Source organism: Thermus antranikianii DSM 12462 (genome assembly GCF_000423905.1).
Taxonomy (GTDB): Bacteria; Deinococcota; Deinococci; order Deinococcales; family Thermaceae; genus Thermus; species Thermus antranikianii.
Window position 1 is genome coordinate 17,437 of record NZ_AUIW01000001.1, and the last position, 22,653, is coordinate 40,089.

At 64.9% G+C, this 22,653-nt stretch carries 25 protein-coding genes and 1 riboswitch; of the genes, 13 read left to right on the plus strand and 12 right to left on the minus strand.

The window, feature by feature from the left end:
* Nucleotides 1–55 precede the first annotated feature (55 nt).
* A complete protein-coding gene (nagA, locus tag G584_RS0100105; protein WP_028492787.1) occupies nt 56–1,123 on the minus strand; it encodes an N-acetylglucosamine-6-phosphate deacetylase in 1,068 nt (355 codons plus the stop codon).
* Nucleotides 1,124–1,420: 297 nt separating this feature from the next.
* Between nagA and G584_RS0100110 the strand changes: the two genes are divergently transcribed.
* Together G584_RS0100110 and G584_RS0100115 are read left to right on the plus strand one after the other, a co-directional pair.
* Complete coding sequence (locus G584_RS0100110) at nt 1,421–3,559, plus strand: alpha-amylase family glycosyl hydrolase (protein ID WP_028492788.1); 2,139 nt, start codon at nt 1,421–1,423, stop codon at nt 3,557–3,559.
* Between the two features lie 283 nt (nt 3,560–3,842).
* Entirely contained in the window at nt 3,843–4,361 is a 519-nt protein-coding gene (locus G584_RS0100115) for an AI-2E family transporter (protein WP_028492789.1), read from the plus strand.
* 675 nt (nt 4,362–5,036) lie between these two features.
* Here G584_RS0100115 and cbiB read toward each other — a convergent pair.
* Nucleotides 5,037–5,906, minus strand: coding sequence for an adenosylcobinamide-phosphate synthase CbiB (cbiB, locus tag G584_RS0100125; RefSeq protein WP_028492790.1), 870 nt, complete (start codon nt 5,904–5,906; stop codon nt 5,037–5,039).
* Nucleotides 5,903–6,421, minus strand: a complete 519-nt coding sequence (locus G584_RS0100130; protein WP_028492791.1) for a histidine phosphatase family protein — start codon at nt 6,419–6,421, stop codon at nt 5,903–5,905. The genes cbiB and G584_RS0100130 overlap by 4 nt, the downstream gene beginning before the upstream one ends.
* Before the next feature lie 26 nt (nt 6,422–6,447).
* Between G584_RS0100130 and cobT the strand changes: the two genes are divergently transcribed.
* The 5 genes from cobT to G584_RS0100155 all read left to right on the plus strand — a co-directional run bounded on the left by cobT (nt 6,448) and on the right by G584_RS0100155 (nt 10,714).
* On the plus strand, nt 6,448–7,461 hold the full coding sequence (cobT, locus tag G584_RS0100135) for a nicotinate-nucleotide--dimethylbenzimidazole phosphoribosyltransferase (RefSeq protein WP_028492792.1): 1,014 nt from the start codon (nt 6,448–6,450) through the stop codon (nt 7,459–7,461).
* Between the two features lie 4 nt (nt 7,462–7,465).
* Nucleotides 7,466–8,164 carry an adenosylcobinamide-GDP ribazoletransferase gene (locus tag G584_RS0100140; protein WP_083964845.1) on the plus strand — a complete coding sequence of 233 codons (699 nt, stop codon included), beginning with the start codon at nt 7,466–7,468 and terminating at the stop codon, nt 8,162–8,164.
* Nucleotides 8,143–8,706 carry a cob(I)yrinic acid a,c-diamide adenosyltransferase gene (gene cobO, locus G584_RS0100145; protein ID WP_028492794.1) on the plus strand — a complete coding sequence of 188 codons (564 nt, stop codon included), beginning with the start codon at nt 8,143–8,145 and terminating at the stop codon, nt 8,704–8,706. The genes G584_RS0100140 and cobO overlap by 22 nt, the downstream gene beginning before the upstream one ends.
* Before the next feature lie 66 nt (nt 8,707–8,772).
* Nucleotides 8,773–9,372, plus strand: a complete 600-nt coding sequence (locus G584_RS0100150) for a protoglobin domain-containing protein (RefSeq protein ID WP_028492795.1) — start codon at nt 8,773–8,775, stop codon at nt 9,370–9,372.
* A gap of 4 nt (nt 9,373–9,376) precedes the next feature.
* On the plus strand, nt 9,377–10,714 hold the full coding sequence (locus tag G584_RS0100155) for a cobyrinic acid a,c-diamide synthase CobB (RefSeq protein ID WP_157626347.1): 1,338 nt from the start codon (nt 9,377–9,379) through the stop codon (nt 10,712–10,714).
* A gap of 35 nt (nt 10,715–10,749) precedes the next feature.
* Here the strand turns inward: G584_RS0100155 and sat are convergent, their stop codons facing one another.
* The 7 genes from sat to G584_RS0100190 are packed head-to-tail and all read right to left on the minus strand — an operon-like array spanning nt 10,750 to nt 17,069.
* On the minus strand, nt 10,750–11,802 hold the full coding sequence (gene sat / locus G584_RS0100160) for a sulfate adenylyltransferase (RefSeq protein WP_028492797.1): 1,053 nt from the start codon (nt 11,800–11,802) through the stop codon (nt 10,750–10,752).
* Between the two features lie 2 nt (nt 11,803–11,804).
* Nucleotides 11,805–12,530, minus strand: coding sequence for a uroporphyrinogen-III C-methyltransferase (gene cobA, locus G584_RS0100165; protein ID WP_028492798.1), 726 nt, complete (start codon nt 12,528–12,530; stop codon nt 11,805–11,807).
* Nucleotides 12,523–13,263 carry a sulfite exporter TauE/SafE family protein gene (locus G584_RS0100170; protein WP_028492799.1) on the minus strand — a complete coding sequence of 247 codons (741 nt, stop codon included), beginning with the start codon at nt 13,261–13,263 and terminating at the stop codon, nt 12,523–12,525. Before G584_RS0100170 ends, cobA begins: the two co-directional genes overlap by 8 nt.
* A 1-nt stretch (nt 13,264) precedes the next feature.
* Nucleotides 13,265–13,933: a phosphoadenylyl-sulfate reductase gene (locus G584_RS0100175; protein ID WP_028492800.1), complete on the minus strand. Its 669-nt coding sequence runs from the start codon at nt 13,931–13,933 to the stop codon at nt 13,265–13,267.
* Entirely contained in the window at nt 13,921–14,571 is a 651-nt protein-coding gene (locus G584_RS0100180; protein ID WP_028492801.1) for a precorrin-2 dehydrogenase/sirohydrochlorin ferrochelatase family protein, read from the minus strand. The genes G584_RS0100175 and G584_RS0100180 overlap by 13 nt, the downstream gene beginning before the upstream one ends.
* Nucleotides 14,568–15,326, minus strand: a complete 759-nt coding sequence (locus G584_RS0100185) for a uroporphyrinogen-III synthase (RefSeq protein ID WP_028492802.1) — start codon at nt 15,324–15,326, stop codon at nt 14,568–14,570. Before G584_RS0100185 ends, G584_RS0100180 begins: the two co-directional genes overlap by 4 nt.
* A gap of 12 nt (nt 15,327–15,338) precedes the next feature.
* Entirely contained in the window at nt 15,339–17,069 is a 1,731-nt protein-coding gene (locus G584_RS0100190) for a nitrite/sulfite reductase (protein WP_028492803.1), read from the minus strand.
* 126 nt (nt 17,070–17,195) lie between these two features.
* Nucleotides 17,196–17,305: riboswitch (TPP riboswitch) on the plus strand.
* Nucleotides 17,306–17,399: 94 nt separating this feature from the next.
* On the opposite strand from G584_RS0100190, the gene thiE reads away from it, so the two are divergent.
* Genes thiE through thiC form a run of 5 tightly spaced genes read left to right on the plus strand, consistent with a single transcriptional unit; the run spans nt 17,400 to nt 21,253 of the window.
* Entirely contained in the window at nt 17,400–18,020 is a 621-nt protein-coding gene (gene thiE / locus G584_RS0100195) for a thiamine phosphate synthase (protein WP_028492804.1), read from the plus strand.
* Nucleotides 18,007–18,201, plus strand: coding sequence for a sulfur carrier protein ThiS (gene thiS, locus G584_RS0100200; RefSeq protein WP_019550911.1), 195 nt, complete (start codon nt 18,007–18,009; stop codon nt 18,199–18,201). The genes thiE and thiS overlap by 14 nt, the downstream gene beginning before the upstream one ends.
* Complete coding sequence (locus G584_RS0100205; protein ID WP_028492805.1) at nt 18,202–18,987, plus strand: thiazole synthase; 786 nt, start codon at nt 18,202–18,204, stop codon at nt 18,985–18,987.
* Nucleotides 18,984–19,919: an NAD(P)/FAD-dependent oxidoreductase gene (locus G584_RS0100210; protein ID WP_028492806.1), complete on the plus strand. Its 936-nt coding sequence runs from the start codon at nt 18,984–18,986 to the stop codon at nt 19,917–19,919. The genes G584_RS0100205 and G584_RS0100210 overlap by 4 nt, the downstream gene beginning before the upstream one ends.
* A 2-nt stretch (nt 19,920–19,921) precedes the next feature.
* Nucleotides 19,922–21,253, plus strand: coding sequence for a phosphomethylpyrimidine synthase ThiC (thiC, locus tag G584_RS0100215; protein WP_028492807.1), 1,332 nt, complete (start codon nt 19,922–19,924; stop codon nt 21,251–21,253).
* Here thiC and G584_RS0100220 read toward each other — a convergent pair.
* A complete protein-coding gene (locus G584_RS0100220) occupies nt 21,250–21,636 on the minus strand; it encodes a type II toxin-antitoxin system death-on-curing family toxin (RefSeq protein ID WP_028492808.1) in 387 nt (128 codons plus the stop codon). The two genes, thiC and G584_RS0100220, sit on opposite strands and share 4 nt — an antisense overlap.
* Complete coding sequence (locus tag G584_RS0100225; protein ID WP_028492809.1) at nt 21,629–21,850, minus strand: hypothetical protein; 222 nt, start codon at nt 21,848–21,850, stop codon at nt 21,629–21,631. Before G584_RS0100225 ends, G584_RS0100220 begins: the two co-directional genes overlap by 8 nt.
* Nucleotides 21,851–21,875: 25 nt before the next feature.
* Here G584_RS0100225 and thiD point away from each other — a divergent pair, with 25 nt between their 5' ends.
* Nucleotides 21,876–22,652, plus strand: a complete 777-nt coding sequence (gene thiD / locus G584_RS0100230; RefSeq protein ID WP_028492810.1) for a bifunctional hydroxymethylpyrimidine kinase/phosphomethylpyrimidine kinase — start codon at nt 21,876–21,878, stop codon at nt 22,650–22,652.
* Nucleotide 22,653: the final 1 nt, after the last annotated feature.

Genomic DNA, 22,653 nt, shown 5'->3' on the forward strand with positions numbered 1-22,653 from the left:
GCCTTTAACCTCCTGGGGGATGGGCTTAGGGATGTGCTGGACCCCAGGGGGGGCACTAGGCCAGCTGTTTCCCCTCGAGGTACACTTCCAGCACCCTTAGGGCCTCGTCCAGCACCACGAGATCCGCCCGCTTCCCCAAGGCGATCTCCCCCCGGTCCGAAAGGCCCAGGTACCGGGCCGGGTACAGGGATAGCCGCTTGGCCGCTTCCTCCAAGGGCACGCCCCAGGCCACCAGGTTCCTTAAGGCCTGGTCCAGGGTAAGGGTGCTCCCCGCCAGGGACTCCCCCAGCCACACCCCCTCCTTCCGCTTTTCCACCCGATGGGCCCCCAGGGGATAGGTGCCCTCCGGCATCCCCGCTGCGGCCACGGCGTCGCTCACAAAGTACAGCCCGGGAATGGTCTTCAAAGCCAGCCGGATGGCGGCCGGGTGCACATGCAGGCCATCGGGGATGATCTCGGCCCATTCCCCCCGTTCTAGGGCCAGGCCCACCACCCCCGGGGCCCGGTGGTGCAGGCCGGTCATGGCGTTATAGAGGTGGGTGAAGCCCACCGCCCCTGCCTCCAGGGCGGATAGGGCCTCCTCGTAGCGGGCTCCCGTGTGCCCGAGTTGGACCCGGATGCCCTTTTCCGCCAGGAAGCGGATGAGTTCTAAGGCCCCGGGAAGCTCGGGGGCCAGGGTCACCACCCGCACGGGAGCCAGGGAGAGAAGATGGCTGGCTATTTCCCGGTCCGGGGGAAGGGGGAAGGGGGGCTGGGCCCCCAGGCGGTTTGGGCTGATGAAAGGACCCTCCAGGTGAACGCCCAGGAGGGCCTTTCCCCAAGGGCCTTCCATGGCCGCCTTCGCTCCTTTGAGGGCTCTTTCCAGATCGGCCAGGGGGGCGGTGACGGTGGTGGCGAGGAGGCCTGTGGTGCCGTGCTGGAGGTGGAAGCGCAAGGTGGCTTCTACTCCCTCCTGGCCCTCCATCACCTCCCTTCCGCCTCCCCCGTGCACGTGGAGGTCCAAGAAGCCCGGGAGGATGTAGGGGCCCTCCACGGGAGCCTCCTCTATGGCCTCTATGCGCTCGCTGAAGTGAAGCCTGCCCTGTACGAAGCCTTGGGGAGTCAGGATGGAGCCTGCTAGCACAACCGCCTCCTTATCCGGGTTCCACCCGTTGCCCGGCTCAGCACGTTCACCTGGGTGCCGGGGCAGCAAATGGCCCGGAACACCCGGAGGAGCGGTGCTGGGTAGGGATACCGCTCAGGTGCATGCATCCATGGTATTCCGGAGGGCCTTACCGGGGCCGGATATGGCTTCCTCCGAAGTGAAGAGGAATCCACTGGCGGATGGGGGATTTAGGACGCAAATCCGGTTTGCGGTTGCCGAAAGAGGCGAAGGAAGTATGATGGAAGCGCTTCTATGTGGGTAGGAAAAGGAGGGGATATGGGGAGAATCCTGGCGGTGTGGGTATGGCTTAGCCTGGCCCTGGCGGTCCCGGTGACCTTCCGCTACACACCTCCTTCGGGCCTCGAGGTGCGCTCGGTAAGCCTCCGGGGCTCCTTCAACAGCTGGAGGGAAACCCCCATGCGGAAGGAGGACGGGTCCTGGGCGGTAACCGTGGACCTGGATCCAGGGGAGCACCAGTACAAGTTCTTCATCAACGGCCAGTGGCCCAGGGACATGTGCAACGATCCCACCTTCGGCACGCCCATGGTGGACCCGAAGGCGGCAGGGTGTGTGGACGATGGCTTTGGGGGTCAGAACGCCGTGATCGTGGTCCAGGCCCCGGTAGCCCCCACCCCTCCTGCGGGGCCCGTGGCCCTGGACTTCACCCATGATCCGTTGGACGCCCAGTTTGTCTCCCATGCCGACGGCAAGCTTTCCGTGCGCTTCCGGGCGGGGGAGGGGGCGGTGGCGGCCGCCTGGGTAGAGGTGGAAGGAAAGAGGGTCCCCATGCACCTGCAACTGAGTTTTCCGGGAAGCGAGGTTTGGCGTGGGACCTTACCTGGGGGCGTGGGAGCCTACCGCATCCTGGTGCGGACCCAGGATGGGAAGGAGGAGGTGTTCGGTCCCTTTAACCCTCCCGAAAGGCCCTTTGCCGAGGTGGCCTGGGTAGGCGAGGGGGTGGGTTACCAGATCTTCCCCGAGCGCTTCTACAACGGGGATCCCGGCAACGACGCCCTGGCCCTGGAAACCGACGAGTACCGCTTTAACCAGGTGTGGCAGCGCTCCTCCGGGCCCAAGCCCCATCTCTCCCACTGGAGCGATCCCCCCTCGCCCCTGCACTGCTGCCACCAGTACTTCGGGGGGGATCTTGCCGGGGTGCTGGCCAAGCTTCCTTACCTAAAGGCGCTGGGGGTTAGCGTCCTCTACCTGAATCCCATCTTTGATTCCGGGTCGGCCCACGGCTACGACACCCACGACTACCTCAAGGTTTCCCCCAAGTTCGGCGACAAATCCCTCTTGCGCAAGCTGCTGGACGAGGCCCATCGCCTCGGCATGCGGGTGATCTTTGACTTTGTGCCCAACCACACCGGCTTGGGCTTCTGGGCCTTCCAGGATGTGGTGCGGCGGGGGCCTAGGTCCCCTTACTGGAACTGGTACTTCATCAAGCGCTGGCCCTTCCTGCCCGGCGATGGTTCCGCCTACGAGGGATGGTGGGGCCTGGGTAGCCTCCCCAAACTGAATACCGCCGACCCGGGAGTGAAGCGCTACCTGATCGAGGTGGCCAAGTACTGGGTACGCTTCGGCTTTGACGGGGTGCGGGTGGATGTGCCCGGGGATGTGCTAAATCCTCACGCTTTCTTTAAGGAAATGCGGGCCGAACTGAAGGCCATCAAGCCCGACGCCTACCTGGTGGCGGAGATCTGGCAGAGGGATCCTAGCTGGCTCCGGGGGGATGAGTTTGACTCCCTGATGAACTACGCCATCGGCCGGGATATCCTCCTTCGCTTTGCCAAGGGGGGAAGCCTGGCCCTGTACAACGCCCGCCGGGCCTTGGCGGACCTGGCCCGGGTTTACGCCCTTTACCCGGAGGCGGTGGCCGGGATGGGCTTCAACTTGATCACCTCCCACGACACGGCCCGCCTCCTTACCGAGCTTGGGGGCGGGGGCCTGAAGGACGTTCCCAGCCCGGAAGCCAGGGCCCGGCAGCGGCTTGCGGCGGCCATGCTCTACGCCCTTCCCGGTCTCCCCGTAACCTTCCAGGGGGATGAGTGCGGTTTCACCGGGGAAAGGCCAGCCGACCCCCCCCACGAGCTCAACCGGTATCCTTTCCAGTGGGAGAAGTGCCACGGGGAAACCCTGGTCTTCTACCAGACCTTGGCCGGGCTACGCCGGGAGCTTCCCGCCCTTCGGAGCGCGGTTTTTCGCAGTTACTATGGCGAGGGTTACCTGCTGGCTTTCCTCCGGGGGGAGCCGGGGGAAGGGGAGGTGCTGGCAGCGTTTAATAGTGGCCTCGAGGCCGCCACCCTACCCCTGCCCCCAGGTGGCTGGCGGGACCCCCTGGAGGGGCGGACCTACCGCAAGGAAGTGGCCGTACCGCCCCTTGGCTTCCGGTATTTACTCCACCTGGGTCGCTAGGTCCCGAGGGGGCTTTTGGCCAGCGGGGGTTCCGGGATGATCCCGGGCCCTGTCGGGGAGTGGAAGGCCCCCCAAGCCCTGCAGGATACCCTGGCCCGCAACCGGTCAAGGGCCTTATGCCACCCCACGCGGGGTCCCGGTAAACCACCCCCAGCCCGCCGCCAGGCGGGCTGGGGGCCCGGTTGTGCCTTAACCAAGGGACTTGTGTGGCCCCTCATGAAGTAGGGGTATTATCCTGAGGAGGGTTAGACCGGATGGAAACGCCTCCCGTACGCCGCTTTTTTTGAGCCTGGCCCTTTTCCTTTGGGCCCTTTCCCACCTCTATAGCCTTCTTCTTTGGGTCTTCCTGGCCTTTACCCTGGCCGGGGCTTTGGATCCCCTGGTGGGGCTCTTTGCGCGAAGGTTCCCCCGGCCTTCCGCGGTTTTCCTGGCCTACCTCATGGTCCTGGGGGTGATGGGCTTGGGGTTTTACCTGGCTGCACCCCTCCTGATCCTGCAGTTCCACCACCCGGGGGAACTCTTGCCCATGGTCCTCCAGTGGCTTCAGGATAACCTGGCCCTTTCCCTTCCTGACCTGGCCTCCTCCCTGGCTTCCTCCGCCCACGTGGCCGGGGATCTTCTCCTCAGGGTGGGGGAGACGGTTTCCGAGATGGTTTTGGCCCTGGTTCTTGCGGTGATGATCGCCCTCGAGCCCCACTTGGTGCCCGGGCGGCGCCATACCTTCCAGGGAGCGGCTGGACCGAGGTGCTGGAGGATACCTGGAAGCGCATGGGCTGCTCCTCGCCATCTTCGCCTTCGGTAAGCTCTTCGGTTTTCTGGGTATATTCCTGGCGGTACCCATGACCATCCTGGGGGCGGGAATTCTGAAGCACTGGCGGCGCTAGCCCCCCACGTGCACGAAGGGGCGTTGGCTCCGATCGGGTTCGGTGCGGCGCAGGATCTCATGGGTAAGGGTGGGTACATCCCCTTCTCCGAAAAGGAGGAAGTGTGACGACTCCCCGGACTAAAGTCCGGGGCTTCTCGGGGTGTTTCCCTGCGGGAAAGCACGCGGGGTTTCCCCCGAAGGCCCCGTCCGGGCCCAGAAAGACCTTGACTCCGTATCGGCAGGCGAGCGCAATGCTTCTGGCTCTGCCACGGGTGTTCGTTTGGAGTTTTACCCATCGGACTACCCGATGGAACCCCCTACTCCAAGTTTCAAGGTCCACGGGAAACTTTGTCCCCAAGAACATTGTACCCAATCCGTGTCCACCTGTGGTGGACGTGGGGGAGCTAAGCTCCCTTCGGTCGCATGTAGCTGCAAGGTACGCTTTGCGTGACCGCTGACCCATGTATCCCCGGTTTGGTCAGCCTGTAGGGCTATCTTGGAAACCGGGGGATTATAGCTCCCCCACACCCCCTCTTTTCTCTAAACTGCCTTGCGCCACGATACGAATGTACACCCAAGCCCCCCTTGGGACAACGGGGAAAAGCTCTTTAGCTACCGCCTCAGGGTGAGAAGGGCCAGGAGGAAGCCCGCGCCGTAGCCCACCGCTAGGGCTAGCCGCAAGGCCTGGTGGGTGGTCTTGGGCGTGGGGGAGGGGGCAGAGGCGTTTAAGGCGTAGGCTCCCCGCTTACGCAGGCGCACCCCTAGCCTCAAGGCCAAGGCGGCCATGGGGAAGCCGGCATTGGGGGAAAGCGTCTTCCTGGCTTCCTGGAGGAGCCTGGGCCAGAGCCGGGGAGGGCAAAGGAGAAGGCCCGTGATCCGGGCCGGGACCAGGTTTAAAAGGTCGTCGGCCCGGGCGGCAAACGCTCCCCTCCTTCCGTGCTCGAGGTAGCCCCACATGGCATCGGCGGTGTTGGCGTACCGGTACAGGGCGGCTCCGGCCAGCCCCAAGAGGGCGTAATAGAGGAGAGGGGCGATGACGCTATCGGAAAGGTTCTCCCCAAGGCTTTCCAAGGCGGCTTCCCGAACCTCCTCTGGGGAAAGGTCTTCTGTGGGGCGGCTCACGATCCGGGCTAGGCGCCGCCGGGCTTCTGCAAGGGAATCCGGCCCCTGCAGAGGCCCATAGGACAGGGCTTCCTCCACCCTACCCACCTCCCAAAGGAGCATCCTCAAGCTGAAGAGGGGCTTGAGGAAAAGCCCCAGAAGAAGCCAGCCCCAGGCCAAGGGCCTGAGGATCAGGTCCAGGAAAAGGGCGGGGAGGGTGAAGAGGAGGGCCCCCAGGGTCCAGTAGAAGGCCCCCGTCCAGAAACCCCGCACCTGGGGCCAGGCCCAGGCCAGGTACCGGCCCATGAGCACCACGGGGTGGAACCGGGCAGGGGGTTCCCCAAAGAGGAAGTCCAAGAGAAGAGCCAGAAGGAGGCTCACGGGTTTGGAATCAAGCGGTCCAGGACCCGCTTAGGCCAGTCCAGGACCACGGCGCTGCCAGGAGGGAGGAGGGCATCCTCTCCCAAGGCCCGGAGCACAGCCCGGATCACCCCTCCATGGGTAAAGAGAAGGGCTGGTCCTGTGAGGCTTTCCAGAAAGCGGAAAACCCTTTCCTGGAAAGCCTCGAGGCTCTCCCCTCCTGGGGGGGCAAAGCCCTGGAAGCGCAGGAGGGCTTCCTGGTAGGCGGGGTCCAGCTCCTGCCAGAGGGCTCCTTCCAGAAGGCCGAAGTGGATTTCCCTTAAGGCGAAGACGGGTTGGGGCTGAAACCCCGCCAGTTCCGCCGTCCTTTGGGCCCGAAGCAGGTCGGAGCTGAAGGCGGGAAGCCCCGGCAGAACCCCTCGGAGGGCCTTGGCCTGGGCCTCCCCCAGGGGGGTGAGGGGGAGGTCGGTCCAGCCCAAGAGGCGGCCTTCCCGGTTCCAAAGGGTTTCCCCGTGGCGCACCAGCCATAGTTCCACGCTCCAAAGCTTATACTCCTTGCCGTATGGACTACCGTGAAACCTTGCAAGCAGCGTGGAGGCGCATGGAGAGACTCACCAAGCCCCCTAGGTCCCTGGGCCACCTGGAGGAGGTGGCGGTGCGGCTTGCCGCCATCCAGGGAAGGCTGAAACCGGAACTGGGCCTGGGGGCGGTGGTGGTGGCTGCTGCAGACCACGGGGTGGTGGCGGAGGGGGTCTCGGCCTACCCCCAGGAGGTCACCCGGCAGATGGTGCTGAACTTTCTCCGGGGGGGTGCCGCCATCAACCAGTTCGCTCGGGTGGCCGAGTGCGAGGTGTACGTGCTGGACGTGGGGGTAAAGGGGGAACTTCCCCAACACCCGCGGCTTCTTTCCCGCAAGGTGCGGGAAGGGACAGACAACCTCGCCCAAGGCCCCGCCATGAGCTTGGAGGAGGCGGAAAGGGCCCTCCAGGCGGGCCGAGAGGCGGCGAGGCAGGCCATAGCCCAGGGCGCCACCCTCCTTGCCGCTGGGGACATGGGGATTGGCAACACCACGGCGGCAGCCGCCCTTACCGCTGCCCTCCTCGGCCTTCCTCCTGAGGCCGTGGTGGGCCGGGGAACGGGGGTGGGGGAGGAGGGCCTAAGGCGCAAGCGGGAAGCGGTGGCCAGGGCCCTTGCCCGCCTCCGCCCTGGCATGGGGCCCCTCGAGGTGGCCGCCCAGGTGGGGGGGCTTGAGCTTCTCGCCATCGCCGGGATCTACCTGGAGGGCTACGAGGCTGGGCTTCCTTTGGTGCTGGACGGCTTTCCCGTGACGAGCGGGGCCCTCCTCGCCTGGAGGCTTGCCCCGGGGATCCGGGAGCACCTCTTCGCCGGCCACCTCTCCCGCGAGCCCGGCCACCGCCGCCAGCTGGAGGCTATGGACCTCAAGCCCCTTTTGGACCTGGACCTGGCCTTAGGGGAGGGTACGGGGGCGGTGCTGGCCATGCCCCTCCTCAGGGCTGCGGCCCGCATCCTGCACATGGCCACCTTTGAGGAGGCAGGGGTTTCCGACCGCCCTTAAGCCCATGCTGCGGCTTCTGCGCCTGGCCCTAGGCCTTCTTACCGTCTTTCCCCTGGCTCCCCGGGAGGCCAGCCCGGAGGATTTCCGACGGAGCACGCTGTTCTTCCCCCTGGCGGGCTATGCCCTTGGGCTTCCCCTCTCTCTTCTCGCCCTTCTCCCCCTTCCCGAAGAGTTCCTGGCCGCCTTGCTGCTCGCTTGCCTTCTCTTCCTCACGGGGTTTTTGCACCTGGATGGGCTTTTGGACGCCGCCGATGCCCTCCTGGGCTCGAGGCCCAGGGCAGAGCGGCTTCGCATTCTCAAAGACCCCCACCTGGGTCCCTTCGCTTTCGGGGTAGGAGGGCTCTACCTCCTCCTCCTCTGGCAGGCTCTGGCCCTGGTGCGGGATCCCCTTTTCCTCCTCTTCCTCCCCGGCTTTGCCCGTTTCGCCATCCTGCCCTTTCTGAACCGGTATCCCCTTCTGCACCAGGGGATGGCTGGACTCATCCGGGGGGGACCGGTTTGGGGAGCCTTCCTCCTTGCCCTTCCCTTTCCCGTTCTTTACCCCTGGTCCGCCCTTTTGACCCTGTTCACCGCCTACCTGGTGGCCCGCTTCGCGCTTGCCCGCCTGGGCGGCATCAACGGGGATGTCCTCGGGGCCATGATCGCCCTGGGAGAACTTGGGGGCCTGGTAGGCTACGTGCTATGGAAAGCCCTAAGCGGGTAAAGCCCTACACCCGGCCCACCGGGGAACGGCGGGGCCTCCTTTTGGTCTACACCGGGGACGGCAAGGGAAAGAGCACCGCAGCCTTTGGCCTGGCCCTTCGGGCTCATGGCCGGGGCCTGAGGGTGAGGATCTTCCAGTTCATCAAGCATCAAGGGGCCCGCTTTGGGGAACACCGGGCCTTCTCTGCCCTGGGGATTCCCGTGGAGGGCTTGGGGGATGGGTTCACCTGGAAAAGCCGGGACCTGGACCACTCGGCGGCCCTGGCTAGGGAAGGCTGGGAAAGGGCGAGGGCGGCCCTTCTTTCCGGGGAGTGGGACCTGGTGGTTCTGGATGAGGCCACCTATCCCGTGCGTTACGGCTGGATTCCCCTGGAGGAGTTCCTTGGGGTCCTGAGGGAACGGCCCCCCCACGTGCACGCGGTGGTGACGGGTCGGGAAGCCCCGGAGGCCCTCCTGGACCTCGCGGACACCGTGACCGAGATGCGCAAGGTGAAGCACGCCTTCGACCAGGGGGTGCCAGCGCTACGGGGGATAGAGCACTAGGGCTAAAGGGCTTGGCCTCCCTGGGCTATGGGTGGATTCCCTCACAGGGAAGGTAGAATGGTACGCATGACCGATAAGAGCCTTGGCCGTTTTTATGTCTTGGCCCAGGAGTTCTGGTCCCAGCTTCCCCCCTCCGCCCGTTTCCGCCCCCTGGAGGACGCCAGGGCTTTTTCCCGGCACAAGGAGCTCATGAGGGGCTGGGTGGGCCAGGTGGTCCAGGGCTTCTACGACACCCTCTTCGGCCACCCCGCCACCCGGGCCATCTTCCGGGAAGGGGAAAGGCCAGCCCGGGAGAGGACCCTAAGGGACTGGTACCTGCGCACCGTGGAGGGCCCCTTTAACGGGCAGTATTTCGCCTGGCAGACCCTGGTGGGGCTGGTGCACGTACGCCGGGGGGTGACCAACGCCATGATGGCCGCCATGTGGAACTGGGTGGTGGATACCGTCTCCCGCCTGGCCCGGGAGCACCTTTCCCAGGAGGAAGCCCAGGCCCTGGCGGATGCCTGGCGCCGGCTGGGCTTTACCGTAATGGCCTTGATCTCCGAAGGCTATCTCCATGCCTACCTCGAGGCCCTGGCGCATGCGGAAGGGGTGGAGGTGGGGGTTTTCCTGCAAAGGGCCCAGGAGGAAGCCGCCCGCCTCCTGGCGAGCCTTTCTCCAGGCTAAGGCCATGGTGAGGCTCCCCCGGCTGGTTCTGGCCGCCCCCCATTCGGGGGCGGGAAAGACCACCGTGGCCCTGGCCCTTCTCCAGGCTCTTGGGGAGCAGGGTCTTAAGGTCCAGCCCTTCAAGGTGGGGCCGGATTACGTGGATCCCAGCCACCTAGAGGTGGCCTCCGGGCGCAGGGTTTACAATCTGGACGGCTTTTTCCTGGACGAAACCGGCCTCCTTTCCCTCTTTCAGCATGGAGCCAAGGGAGCCGACCTGGCCCTGGTGGAGGGGGTCATGGGGCTCTTTGACGGCAAGGACCCCTTGGGCCAGGTGGGCTCCACGGCCCAGGTGGCCAAGCTCCTCAAAGCCCCCGTGGCCTTGGTGGTGGATGCTTCCGGCATGGCGGGTTCCATCGTCCCCCTAGTGCAGGGCTTCCGGAACTTTGATCCTGGGGTCCAGGTGGTGGGCGTCTTCGCCAACCGGGTGGGTTCTCCCCGGCATGCGGAACTCCTAAGGGAGGCCCTCGGCCAGGTGGGCCTGCCCCTTTTGGGCTGGCTTCCGCAAGACCCCCTTCTGGAGATCCCGGAGCGCCATTTGGGCCTGGTCCTCGCCGGGGAGATACGCCCGCCTTTAGTTGCCTTGCGCCGGGCTTTCCAGGTGGACCTGGAAGCGGTCTTGCGCCTGGCCACCTCCGCCTTGCCCCTGCCCAAGGCTCCTCCTTTCCTCCCCGAGGGGAAGCCGGCCTGGGTGCGGGTGGCCTACGCCTGGGATCAAGCCTTCCGCTTCTACTACCCCGAAAGCCTGGAGCTCCTAGAAGCCATGGGGGCGGAGCTTGTCCCCTTTAGCCCCATAGGGGATTCGGCCCTTCCGGAGGCAGAGGCCCTCCTCCTCGGAGGAGGTTACCCCGAGCTTTTCGCAGAGCAGCTTGCGGAAAACCGGGCCATGCGGGAGGCCATCCGTCGTTTCCCTGGCCCGGTGGTGGCGGAGTGCGGGGGGTACATGTACCTGTCCCAGGGGCTTTGGGTGGGGGAGGATTTCTTCCCCATGGTGGGCCTGGTTCCGGGGGAGGCCCATATGGCGGAAAGGCCCATCCTGGGCTACCGGCAGGTGGAGGCCTTGAGGGATAACCCGGTGGCCAAAAAGGGAGAGGCCTTCAAGGGGCACGAGTTCCACTACGCCCGGATGGAATCCTCCCCAAGCCCCGCCTGGCGGCGGGTGGGGGGAGAGGAGGTGGAGGGCTACACGGATGGGCGCATCCTGGGAAGCTTCGTCCACCTCTACCTGCCGGCCTGCCCGGAGGGAGCCGGAAGGTTCCTGGCCTTGGCCCATGGGAAGGCGAAGTTACGCAGGCCCAGGTGAGGGCCTTTCCGTCTTCCGGGGAAGCCTTGGCTGCCCTAGACTCCTTCTTGAAGGATAGGGATCAGTTCAGGTCGTACCAGTTCGGCGGGTGGGGTTTTGCCTTCCCTTAAGAGGGACCGCACCTTGGTCATGCTGATGGAGATCCGCCTCTCCCGGTGGTGGTCGGGGCAGGTTCTTTCCGAGGCGATCCCGCCGCAGATGGGGCAGTGAAAGACCGCGCCCACCTTCACGATCTCGATGCCCAAGGGGGGAAGCTGGTCAAAGATGCGGTGGGCTGCGTAAGGATCGTAAAAATCTCCTACCCCTGCATGATCCCGGCCCACCAGGAAGTGGGTGGCCCCGAAGTTCTTGCGCACAAGGGCGTGGAATACCGCTTCCCGGGGGCCGGCGTAGCGCATCGGGGTGGCAAGGCCAAACAGGGCCACCCGTTCCCGGGGCAAAAAGCCTTCTATGAGGGCTTGGTAAGCCTTAACGATGACCTCCGTGGGGAAGTCGTCCTCTTTCTTGGCACCCAGGATGGGATGGACTAGAACTCCATCGGCCAGCTCCAGTCCCAACCGGATTAGGTACTCGTGGGCCCGGTGGGGGGCGTTGCGGGTTTGAAAGGCCACCACCCTACTCCAGCCCTTTTCCCGGAAGAAAGCCCGCATCTCCTCAGGGGTTTTCTCCAGCTGTGCAGACCGGGGTCTCCAGGCCAACACCTCTACTCGTCCCCCGAGGGCGTAGGGCCCCTTGGTGAGGAGCTTCTTGACCCCGGGGTGGGCTTCGCTTTCCGTACCGAACACCTGGCGGGCCAGGGCCTTGAGGTCCAGCTCGTAGGCGTCCTCTACCTGGAGAAGGGCCACCGGCTTTTCCCGGTGCACGAGGATCACCTGATCCCCCTTGTCCACCCGGGGTCGCTCCTGGAGCTGGAGGAGGATGGGAATTGTCCAAACTTCTCCCGAAGGAAGGCGCATCTCCTGGGCCACGGAAAGGGTTTCCTCCCGAGTCATAAAGCCTCGCACAGGGTGGAAGGCTCCCGTGGCCAGGTTTTCTAGGTCCAGCCGCTCGTCCTCGCCAATGGTCACCTGGGGTAGGGTTTCCACCATGGTCAAACCTCCGCAAGGGCCCAAGCCTGTGGTGTTTTTTGGAGAACGTCAAAGACCTCCACCACCTTGCCGATCACCCAGACCGCTGGGGCGGCCACCTCCACCTTCCCCTCCGCCACCTCTTCCAGCCGGCTTAACACCCGCGCTTCCTTGGGGGTGGTGGCCCTCTCCACGAAGAGGCAAGGTTCCTTGGGATCCCTTCCCAACCGGATGAGCTCTTGGGCAATCCATGCCCGCCTTCTCACCCCCATGAGGACCACTAGGGTGGGTACCTTGGCGGAGGTGCTTAGGTCCGGGTATCCTCCACCCTCTAAAACCCCGGAGACCACCGCGAAGCCCGAGCTAAGGCCTCGGTGGGTTAGGGGAAGTCCTGTGGCCAGGATGCTGCTTACCCCAGGTACTACCTCCACCGCCACCCCATGGGCGCTGAGGAAAAGCACCTCCTCGCCCCCTCTTCCGAAGACGAGGGGGTCCCCCCCCTTGAGCCGGACCACAAAGGGATAGGTCCGGGCGTAGTGGAGGAGAAGCCGGTGGATGGCTTCCTGCTTGCCGCTTTCCCCTTCCGCCTTGCCCACCTCCACCCTTTTCCCCCGGATTAGGGCCAGGATCCTCCCGTCCACCAGCCGGTCGTGGAGGACCACCGGGGCTTCTCTGAGGAGGCGGTAGGCCTTCAGGGTGAGGAGGTCGGGATCTCCTGGCCCGGCTCCCACCAGGTAGACCTTAGCCATGGGCCACCCCCCGCCAGACCAGCTGAGCACCGATGAAGAGAAGCCAGAGGAGGAGGGCTACCCGGAAGGGCTGCTTGGGCACGCGGGTGGCCACGAGGGCCCCCAGGCTGGCCCCCACGATCCCTCCTAGGCTTAGGGAAAGGAGGAGCTTTGGGTCCACCTGGCCGAAGTGGAGGTGCACCCCACCCCCCACCAGGGAGAGGACCAGGCCGAAGAGGATGTCCGTGCCCACCACCTGCTGGGGGGTAAGGCGGGTGGCGTAGAGCAGGAGGAGGCTGCCCAGGGCCCCTGCTCCTGCCGAGGAGAAGCCCACCTCGAGGCCAATCCCGAAGGCGGCGGGAGGCAGGAGCCAGGGCCGTTCCCGGCTCAGGGTTAGCCGGGCTAGGCTCCGGTAGAGCCCAAGTCCCGCTGAAACCACCACGGTGAGCCCCACCAGGAGGAGGACCATGTCCTTGGCCCCCTTAAGGTGAACCAGGAGGAGGCTGCCCAGCAGGACCCCGGGGAGCCCCCCCAAAAGGAGGAGGCCCAGCACCCTACCCGCCACCTGGCGCCTAAAGAGGTAGACGGCGCCGGCGGGAACCTTGACCAGAAAACCGAAGAGAAGGGCCGTGCCCACCGCGATCTCCGGGGAAAGGCCCAGGCCCAGGATGAGGAGGGGGGCGGTGATGGTGCCGGCCCCCACCCCAGTGACCCCAATGGCGAAGGCGATCAGGAAGCCCATGAGGAAGGCCATGCTACTCCCTCCTTCCGTGCAGGTGGATGCCACACTCCAGCTTGCCCTTGCCTACCCAGCGGCCGGAGCGGGGGTCCTTGGGGTCTAGGGGCTTGGCCGTACAGGGAGCGCAGCCGATGGAGAGGTAGCCTTGGTCATAAAGGGGAAGGTGGGGGAGATCGGCCACAGCCAGATAGGCGAAGACCTCCTTCAGGGTCCAATCGTAGAGGGGGTTCACCTTGATGAGGCGGTGGCCGCTTTCGAGGATGGCTTCCTCCCGGGGCTTCAGGTGGGCCCGGGTGGGGGACTGCTCCCGTCTAAGCCCTGTGAACCAGGTGTCGTAGTCCTCGAGGGCCCGGAATAGCGGGTCCACCTTGCGGATCTGGCAGCAGCGGGTGGGGTCGGTCTCGTAGAGCTTCCCGTAGAGGCGTTCCTGCTCCTCCCGGGAAAGGCTTGGGGAGAGGTTGATGAGCTGGAAGCCAAGCTTCTCCTTTAGGGCATCCCGGTAGGCGTAAACCTCCGGGAAGTGGTAGCCGGTGTCCAGGAAGAGGACGGGGATGTCGGGTTTCTCCTCCAAGAGGAGATGGAGCACCACCACGTCCTCTGCTTGGAAACTGCACGTGAAGCAGGGCTTTTGGCCTTCCGCTAGGGCGTCCCGGATAAGGGCCTTGGCGCTTGTTACCTTGTCCATGGCTGAACCTCCGCAAGCACTTCCTCCACCTTTTCCTTGGCCCTGGTCAGGCCGGCCTCCGGATCCAGGTCAAGTTCCTCTAAGGCCAAATCCACTAGGCGGTACCAAAGCCGCTTGCGCTCTTCGAAGCAGGGGATCTCCGCTATCCGTGGCCTAAGGTGGCGCAGGTAGGCTACAAGTTCCCCGTACTCTGGACCCAAAAGCCGAAGAAAACGCTCCTTTAGGCGCACCGCCAAGGCAGGGGCAGCCCCAGAGGTGGAAAGGGCCACCACCAACTCCCCCCTTCGCACCACGGCGGGGAGGATGGCGGTGGCGTTTTCCGGGTCGTCCACCGCCACCAAAAACACCCTTCGCCTTTCCGCTTCTGCCTTTACCTGGGGGTGGATCCCCTTGTCCCGGGGATGGCTCACCACCAGGAAGAAGCCCTCGAGGTCCCCTTCCCGATAACCTCGGGGAAGCCAGCGGATCCTTCCCTCCTTGGCCAAGTCCGCCAGATTCCAATGGTCCTCCTCAGCCAGGACGGTAACCTGGGCCTGGGCCTCCAAGAGGGCTTGGAGCTTGGCCCCCGTCTCCGGGCCGCCGGCGATTAGGAGAACCGGCCTGTCCCTCAGGTTCAGCATGAGGGGAAAGTAGGTCATGCCACCCCCCGGTACAGGCGTAAGAAGCCCTGGAGCATGCTTCCTAGCCGCTCCTGCTCATCCACGTAGAAGGGCTGCACCCCCCACTCCCTTAAGGCATCCGCGGTAACCCGGCCCACGGCCAGGGCCTTTACCTCGTGCTGGAAGGTTTTCCTTAGGTCCGAGGGGTTCCGGGCTCCCTCAAACAGGAATTCCACCTGGATGGCGGCTACAAAGGCTACCGCTTCCACCTCTTTGGCCAAAATGGTCTCCTCCAGAAGGCGGATCCCCTCAGGGTCCGGCAGGTGGCGGTAAGGCATGAGGGGGAGAACCTCATAGCCCCTTTCCTCCAACGCCTGTTCCAGGAGGGGTAGGGGCTTGCCGTAAAGCTGGAGGGCGGCCACTCCAGGCCCTTGGGGTAGGAGAGGCAGGAGGCTTGGCGTGGTCCCGTCTCCTACCCCATGAGGGGCAAGCCCTAGGTCCCTGAGTACCCGGGCGGCCTTGGTCCCCCGGGCCAAGCGGAGGGCTTTCTCCAGGCTCCCCTTCAGGTCTAGTTCCAAAACCCGCCCTCCTTCCAAAAGCTCCCTTACCCCTATCCCGGTGGTGGCCACGAAGAGATCCACCCCTTCTCCCAGCCGCCGGAGATGGTCCTGGTATTCGGGAACGGGTACCTTTTCCGTGGCCTGAACGGGGAGAAGGAGGGGGATTAAGCCTAGCTTTGTCGCCAGGGATTTGAACTCTTCCCTCCTCCTGAGGCCGGCATAGGCGATGCGCATTCCCAACCTCCCTTACACCGCGCACTCCCCACGGCCTAGCTGCACCCGGAAGGTTTCCCCTTCCGCCCCCAGGTCCTGGTAGTACTCTGGGGCTTCCTCATAGGAAGGAATAGTCTGGAGGTCCTCGAGAAGGGGCTTGAAGGAGGCGGCCCCCACCCGGTCCAAATAAGCCTGGAAACTTTCGCCCTGCTCCCGTTCCTCCTGGTAGCGCTTCAGGATCCTTTCCACCGCCTCAGGAGTGCGCCGGGCAGGAATCCGAGCCACTACTTGGCCAAAACGGGCCTCCCCCTCCCGGGTGCGCCCCCCCAGGAGGAGGGTGTAGTGAGGAACTTCGTTTTCCCCTACCTTACGGCTTGAGCCGTAAAGGCCGATATCGGCTATGTGGTGTTGACCGCAGGAGTTGGGGCAACCGGAGATCTTGATGCTAATGGACCGCACCGCTGGATCATGGGTCAGAGGAAGGGTGTGGAGGTGCGCTTCCAGGGCCTGCGCCAGTCCCCGGGAGCGGGTGATGGCCAGGTTGCAGGTGTCAGCTCCAGGGCAGCGGGTTATGTCCAGGATGGTGTGGGCCTCAGGATGGGCCAGGCCCACCCGCAACAGGGCTTCGTAAAGCCCACCCAAAGCGTCCTCGGGCACGAAGCGAAGGAGTAAGTTCTGGCTGATGGCACTCCTTATTTCTCCAGCGTAGGTTTCGGCGATATCCGCCAGCGCCCTGAGCCCTTCCGGGGTGATATCCCCAAGGGGAAGGCGCACGGCCACGGTGTAGTAGCCCTCTTGCTTTTGACGAAAGAGGTTGGTGCGGCGCCAGGCATCAAACCCGGGAGCGAAGGAGAAGGGCTTCCTGGGAGGGGAGGGAAGGCTTGGGGGTGGGAGGTCCTGGGGAGGTTGCCAGGCCTTTAGGTCCTCACCGCTTGCGGTGAGCTTCACGATCCGCCTTTCCTCCCTTACCGCCTCGCGGAAGGCGGCAATTCCCCACTTCTTTACCAGAAACTTGAGCCGGGCTTGGGTTAGGACCTTGCGGTTACCGTGGCGGTCAAAGAGGCGGATGATGGCCAGCATGGTGGGGAGGAGGTCCTCTTCTGGGGTAAAGGGTTCCAAAAGTTCCGCGCTCATGGGAGCCGCTCCCAAGCCCCCGCCCACATAAAGGCGGAAGCCCCTTTTGCCCCCCTCCACCGCGGCCACCACCCCGATGTCGTGAATGGGGGTACGGGCATGGTCTGTGGCGCACCCCTCAAAGGCAATCTTGAATTTGCGGGGCAGGTTCTGCCCCACGGGGTGACGGAGGAAGTAGCGGTAGGCGGCCTCGGCATAGGGAGTCACGTCAAAAGGCTCTTCAGGGGAAACTCCGGCGTACGGGCAGCAGGTGATGGCTCGGATGGAGTGGCCGCAGGCCTCGCGGGTAGTGAGGCCTACCCTGTTTACAGCCCGGAGGACGTGGGGTACGTCCCTTCGGTGCACGTGGTGGAGCTGTACCGCCTGCCGGGTGGTTACGTGGGCCAGACGGTTTTCTGCATACCGCTCCGCCACCTCTGCCAGAACCCTTAGGGCCTCCGGGCTTACCCGGCCCACGGGGAGTTTGATGCGCACCATGTGGTGCTCTGGCCTTCCCCGAATGCCGTAGATGCCGTTTTTCAGGCGGTAGACCCGGAAGTCCTCGGGGTCTTCCTCCCCCGCCTCGAGGCGGGCAATCATGGCCTCCAGATACTGGATTTCGGCTTCGACCTCCGCGCTGAGTCCTGCCATCCTGCCTCCTTTCCCCCCTCCCCGGGGGATTGCCCGGCATGATATACCATTGAGTGTGTGAAAGTCAAGGGTATATGCCCTGTTCCCCAGGCCGGGTTTTCGAGAGCCCCGCATGCTATAGTGGAAGGGACAGGCTAGGGGTGCCCCAATGGAGGGGCTGAGAGCTGGGTTTCTCCCAGCAACCCTTAGAACCTGATCCGGGTAATGCCGGCGGAGGGAAGCCTATGCGGAAGAATCCCCTTACAAACCGACCTCTCCCCAGGCCGCGTGGGCCCTGGATACCCGCTTGAGGCTTTACCCGTAGGGCACATGCGCTGGGGAGGTGAAAGCTTGCTGGGAAGGCTCTACCTGGTGGTGACCCCGAGGCCCGGTTGGTCCATGGTGGAGGTGCTGGATCGGACGGAACGGGCCCTGGCGGGTGGGGTGGAGGTCGTGCAGCTTCGGGCCAAGGACTGGGAGGCGAGGCCCATCCTGGACCTGGGGGAAAGGATGCTGGCCCTGGCCCGACGGTATGGGGTGCCCTTCTTCCTCAACGACCGGCCGGACCTGGCGGCTCTTCTGGGAGCGGATGGGGTGCACCTTGGCCAGGGGGACCTGACGCCCGCGGAGGCCCGGCGCTTCTTTCAGGGGATGGTGGGCCGCTCTACCCACGCTCCCGAACAGGCCCTAAGAGCCCTCGAGGAAGGAGTGGACTACCTCTCCATAGGCCCTGTGTGGGAAACCCCCACCAAGCCGGGGAGGCAGGCCGCGGGCCTGGGTTATGTGCGCTGGGCCCGGGAGAACCTGGGGGAGAGGCCCTGGTACGCCATCGGCGGCATCACCCTGGAGAACCTGGGGGAGGTTTTGGAGGCCGGGGCGCGCCGAGTTGTGGTGGTCCGCGCCATCCTGGACGCTGAGAACCCCGAGCGGGCGGCCCAGGCATTCAGGGAGCGGCTTTATGGTGTGGCTTAACGGGGAGGCTAAGCCCCTCGAGGGCAAGACGCTCAGGGAGGTTCTGGAGGAGCTGGATGTGGATCTTTCCCGGGTGGCGGTCCTCCTCAACGAGGAGGCCTACCTGGGGCGGGAGCTTCCTCACCACGTCCTGAAGGAGGGGGATGTGGTGGAGGTGGTCACCCTCATGCAAGGAGGCTAGATGGACACCTGGAAGGTCGGGGACATAGAGCTTGAAAGCCGTCTTATCCTGGGCTCGGGCAAGTTCCGGGACTTCGGGGTGATGCGGGAGGCCATAAAGGCTGCGGGGGCCGAGGTGGTCACCGTGGCCATCCGCCGGGTGGAGGCCAGGATGCCCGGGCATGTGGGTCTCCTCGAGGCCTTAGAGGGCGTGCGCCTCCTGCCCAACACAGCAGGTGCCAGGACGGCGGAGGAAGCGTTGAGGATAGCCCGGCTGGGCCGGGTCCTCACCGGGGAGAGGTGGGTGAAGCTGGAGGTGATCCCTGACCCCACCTATCTCCTCCCCGATCCCGTGGAGACCCTGAGGGCGGCGAGGATGCTCATCGATGAGGGCTTCCTGGTCCTGCCCTACATCGGTCCTGACCTCGTCCTGGCCAAGAAGCTTTCGGAGCAGGGCACGGCTACGGTGATGCCCCTGGCGGCCCCCATCGGCTCCGGCTGGGGGGTGAAGACCCGGGCCCTTTTGGAGCTCTTCGCCCGGGAGAAGACCTCATTGCCCCCGGTGGTGGTGGATGCAGGGCTTGGCCTCCCTTCCCATGCAGCGGAGGTGATGGAGATGGGTTTGGACGCCGTGCTGGTGAATACCGCCATTGCCGAGGCCCAAGATCCCGTGGCCATGGCTGAGGCCTTTCGTTTGGCTGTGGAGGCGGGGAGGAAAGCCTTTTTGGCCGGCCCCATGCGACCCCGGGAGGTGGCGAGCCCCTCGAGCCCCATGGAGGGCATCCCTTTGGGAGGTCCTAAGCCGTGAGGGTAGAGGTGGCGGTGGTGGGGGCGGGGATTATCGGAACCCTCGCCGCCTACGAGCTCAGGAAGCGGGGGCTTTCCGTCCTCCTCCTAGATGCCGGTAAGGAGGGAGCGGCTACCCTGGCCAGTGCGGGGATGCTGGCTCCTTATCCCGAGGGGCTTTCCGGGGAGGTTTTGGAGGCGGCCCTTTTCGGCCTAGAGTACTATCCAGGCCTCCTCGAGGAGCTTGCCGCCAAGGGATGGAAGGTGGAGGCGGGGTTTAGCGGCACCCAGGTGGTGGCCCTGTCCCAGGTGGAAAAGGAGGCCTGGGAGGCCCAGGAGTCCTTGTCCTACCCGGTTCGGGGTGGAAGGGGAGCGCGTACCTTCCCTGGGGGGTATGTCCATCCCAAGGCCCTCCGCGAGGCCTTACTGAAAGCTTTGGAGGTCATGGAAACCCCTTTCCTTCAAGCCGAGGTGGAGGAGGTGAAGGAAGGGGGAGTGCGAGGGCGCTGGCGGGAGGAGCCCTTTACCGCCCAGGCCCGGTTCGTCCTCCTGGCCGTGGGCGCCTGGGGTAGCCGATTTGGCCTTGGGGTCCGGCCCCTGAAGGGGGAGGCCTTGGTCCTCGAGGGCCCGGCTCCTCCTGCCCCCCTTTTCGCTGGGGAAGGGTACCTCCTTCCCCGGGAGGGTGGGGTATACGTGGGGGCCACCCAGCGAGAGGGATGGGCTCAAGGAGTGGATCTATTCGGCCTAAGGTGGCTTTCCGACTACGCCCACGAGCGCTTTCCCCTGCTGGCAGGGGCCAGGTTCCGGGAGGCCCTTTGGGGGTACAGGCCGGTGGGAGAGCTTTTCGTGGGTGAGGTGGAAAGGGGAGTGCTGGCTGCGGTGGGCCATGGAAGGAACGGCGTCCTCCTGGCCCCGTGGACGGCGAAGAGGATTCTCGAGCTTTTGGGGGTGTAGCTATGACCCAGCTGGAAGCGGCAAGGAAGGGCATCGTGACCGAGGAGATGGCTTATGTGGCGGAGAAGGAGGGGGTTTCCCCTGAGTTTGTGCGGGAAGGGGTGGCGTCCGGGCGGATCGTGATTCCTAGGAACCCCAACCACCGCACCCTTCGGGACTTCAAGGGGATCGGGGAAGGGCTCAGCGTGAAGGTGAACGCCAACCTGGGTACTTCCTACGACTACGTCAACCTCGAGGAGGAGGTGGAAAAGGCCAGGGTGGCCATCCAATACGGGGCGGACACCATCATGGATCTCTCCACAGGGGGGGACTTGAAGGCCATCCGGGAAAGAATCCTCGAGGTGGCCACCGTTCCTTTGGGCACCGTGCCCATCTATGAGGCGGAGTTCCGCGCCGCCAAGCGGAAGAGCTTCTTCGACATGTCCGCGGACGAGCTTTTCGAGGTCATAGAGGAACACGGGCGGCAGGGGGTGGACTACATCACCGTGCACGTGGGGGTTACCCTGAAGAACCTGGAGGTTTACCGGAATTCCTCCCGGACCACGGGGATTGTGAGCCGGGGTGGAGGGCTTCTCGCCGCCTGGATGCTCCACCGGGGAGAGGAGAACCCCCTTTACGCCCGCTTTGACGACCTCCTGGACATTGCCCGCACCTACGACATGACCCTCTCTTTGGGCGACGGCCTCAGGCCGGGGTCCCTGGCGGACAGCACCGACCGGGCCCAGATCGCCGAGCTCCTCACCATCGGGGAACTGGTGGAAAGGGCCCGCCGGGCGGGGGTGCAGGCGATGGTGGAAGGACCGGGCCACATTCCTTTGAACGAGGTGGCCACCAACGTGCAGATCCAGAAGAAGCTCACGGGCCATGCTCCCTTCTACATCCTGGGGATGCTTCCCGTGGATACCGCCGCTGGCTTCGACCACATCGCCGGGGCCATCGGAGGCGCCTTGGCCGGTTGGATGGGGGCGGATATGCTCTGCTACCTGACCCCGGCGGAGCACCTGGGCCTGCCCACCCCTGAGCACGTGAAGGAAGGGGTGATCGCCTTTAAAATCGCTGCCCATGCCGCCGATGTGGCCCGGGGGAACCCGCGGGCGTTGGAGAGGAACCGGCGCATGTCCGAGGCCCGCTACCGCCTGGACTGGGAAGGCCAGTTCGCTCTTTGCCTTTATCCTGAGGAGGCCCGCCGCCTCAAGGAGGAGCGGGGCTCGAGGACCAAGGCCTGCAGCATGTGCGGCCCCTTCTGCCCCATGAACCTGGTGGAGGCGGTCTTACGGGGCAAGGCCCGGATGGAGCTTCAAGGTGCACCCTACGTCCACGACCCCGTGGGCTAGGGCGGGGGGTCAAGATGCTGACGAAAAGCTTTGGCCACGTCCCCCACCTCCTGATGGCACTGGGCAACCCCCACCACCAGGGAGAAGGCCTCCTCGTCGCTAAGGGTAAGCCGGAAACCGGAAAGGCGCAGGTAGATATCGGCCACGGCGAAGGCCGTCCGCTTGTTGCCTTCCACAAAAGGGTGGCCTTTGGCGATGCCGGTAAGGTAAGCTGCGGCCTTTTCCCAGGGGGTTGGGAAGATTTCCTGCCCGGCGAAACCAGCCCACGGGCGTTCCAAGGCAGCCTCAAGCCTGCCCAGGTCCAGTATCCCGGGGCTTCCCCCATAGCGTCGGAGGAGGTCCTCGTGGATGGCCAGGACCAAGGAGAGGGGAAGCTTAGGCATCGGCCAGGCGCCGGTAAAGTGCTTCGCGCTCCCTTAGGGACTGGAGGTAGGCCATCAGGGCCTTCAAGGTTTCTAGGCTGGGCCCAGGCTCTGCCACCAGCAAGGTTCCTTCCCACCCCAGCACCTCCACCTCCTGGCCCGGCTTTAGCCCGGGGGCATGCCCCTCGAGGACCAAAGCCAAGTGCCCGTCCAGCTCCATCACCTTGGCGCGCATATCCTCATTATGCCCGAGGTGAGGCATGCAAGTAGCGCTTACCATCGCTGGTTCCGACTCCGGGGGCGGGGCCGGGGTGCAGGCGGACCTCAAGACCTTTTTCCGCTTTAGGGTCTATGGGGTAAGCGCCCTTACCCTGGTCACCGCCCAAAACACCCTAGGGGTGCAACGGGTGGAACTCCTACCTCCTGACCTGGTTTATGCGCAGATCCAAAGCGTGGCGGACGACCTCCCCATCCATGCTGCCAAGACGGGGGCTTTGGGCAACGCGGCCATTGTGGAGGCGGTGGCCGAGGGGGTGAAGCGGTATGGGATCCGTCCCCTGGTGGTGGATCCGGTGATGGTGGCCAAGGGCGGGGACCCCCTCCTTTCCCCAGAGGCGGTCCGGGCGCTAAAAGAAAGGCTTTTCCCCCTGGCCACCCTCATCACCCCCAACCGCCTCGAGGCGGAGGCCCTCCTTTCTAAGCCCATCCGGACCCTGGCGGAAGCCCAGGAGGCGGCCCGGGAACTTTTGGCCCTTGGCCCCCAGGCGGTCCTACTTAAAGGCGGCCATTTCGAGGGGAGGGAGGCGGTGGACCTTCTAGCTACTCGGGAAGGTATCCAGGTTTTCCGTGCCCCCCGCATTCCTACTCGTAACACCCATGGCACGGGCTGCACCCTTTCCGCAGCCATCGCTGCCCTCCTGGCCCTGGGAAAGCCCCTGGAGGAAGCCGTGGCCGAGGCCAAGGCCTACCTCACCCGGGCCTTGGAAACCGCGCCTTCCTTGGGTCACGGCCATGGCCCCGTGAACCACTTCGCCTAGT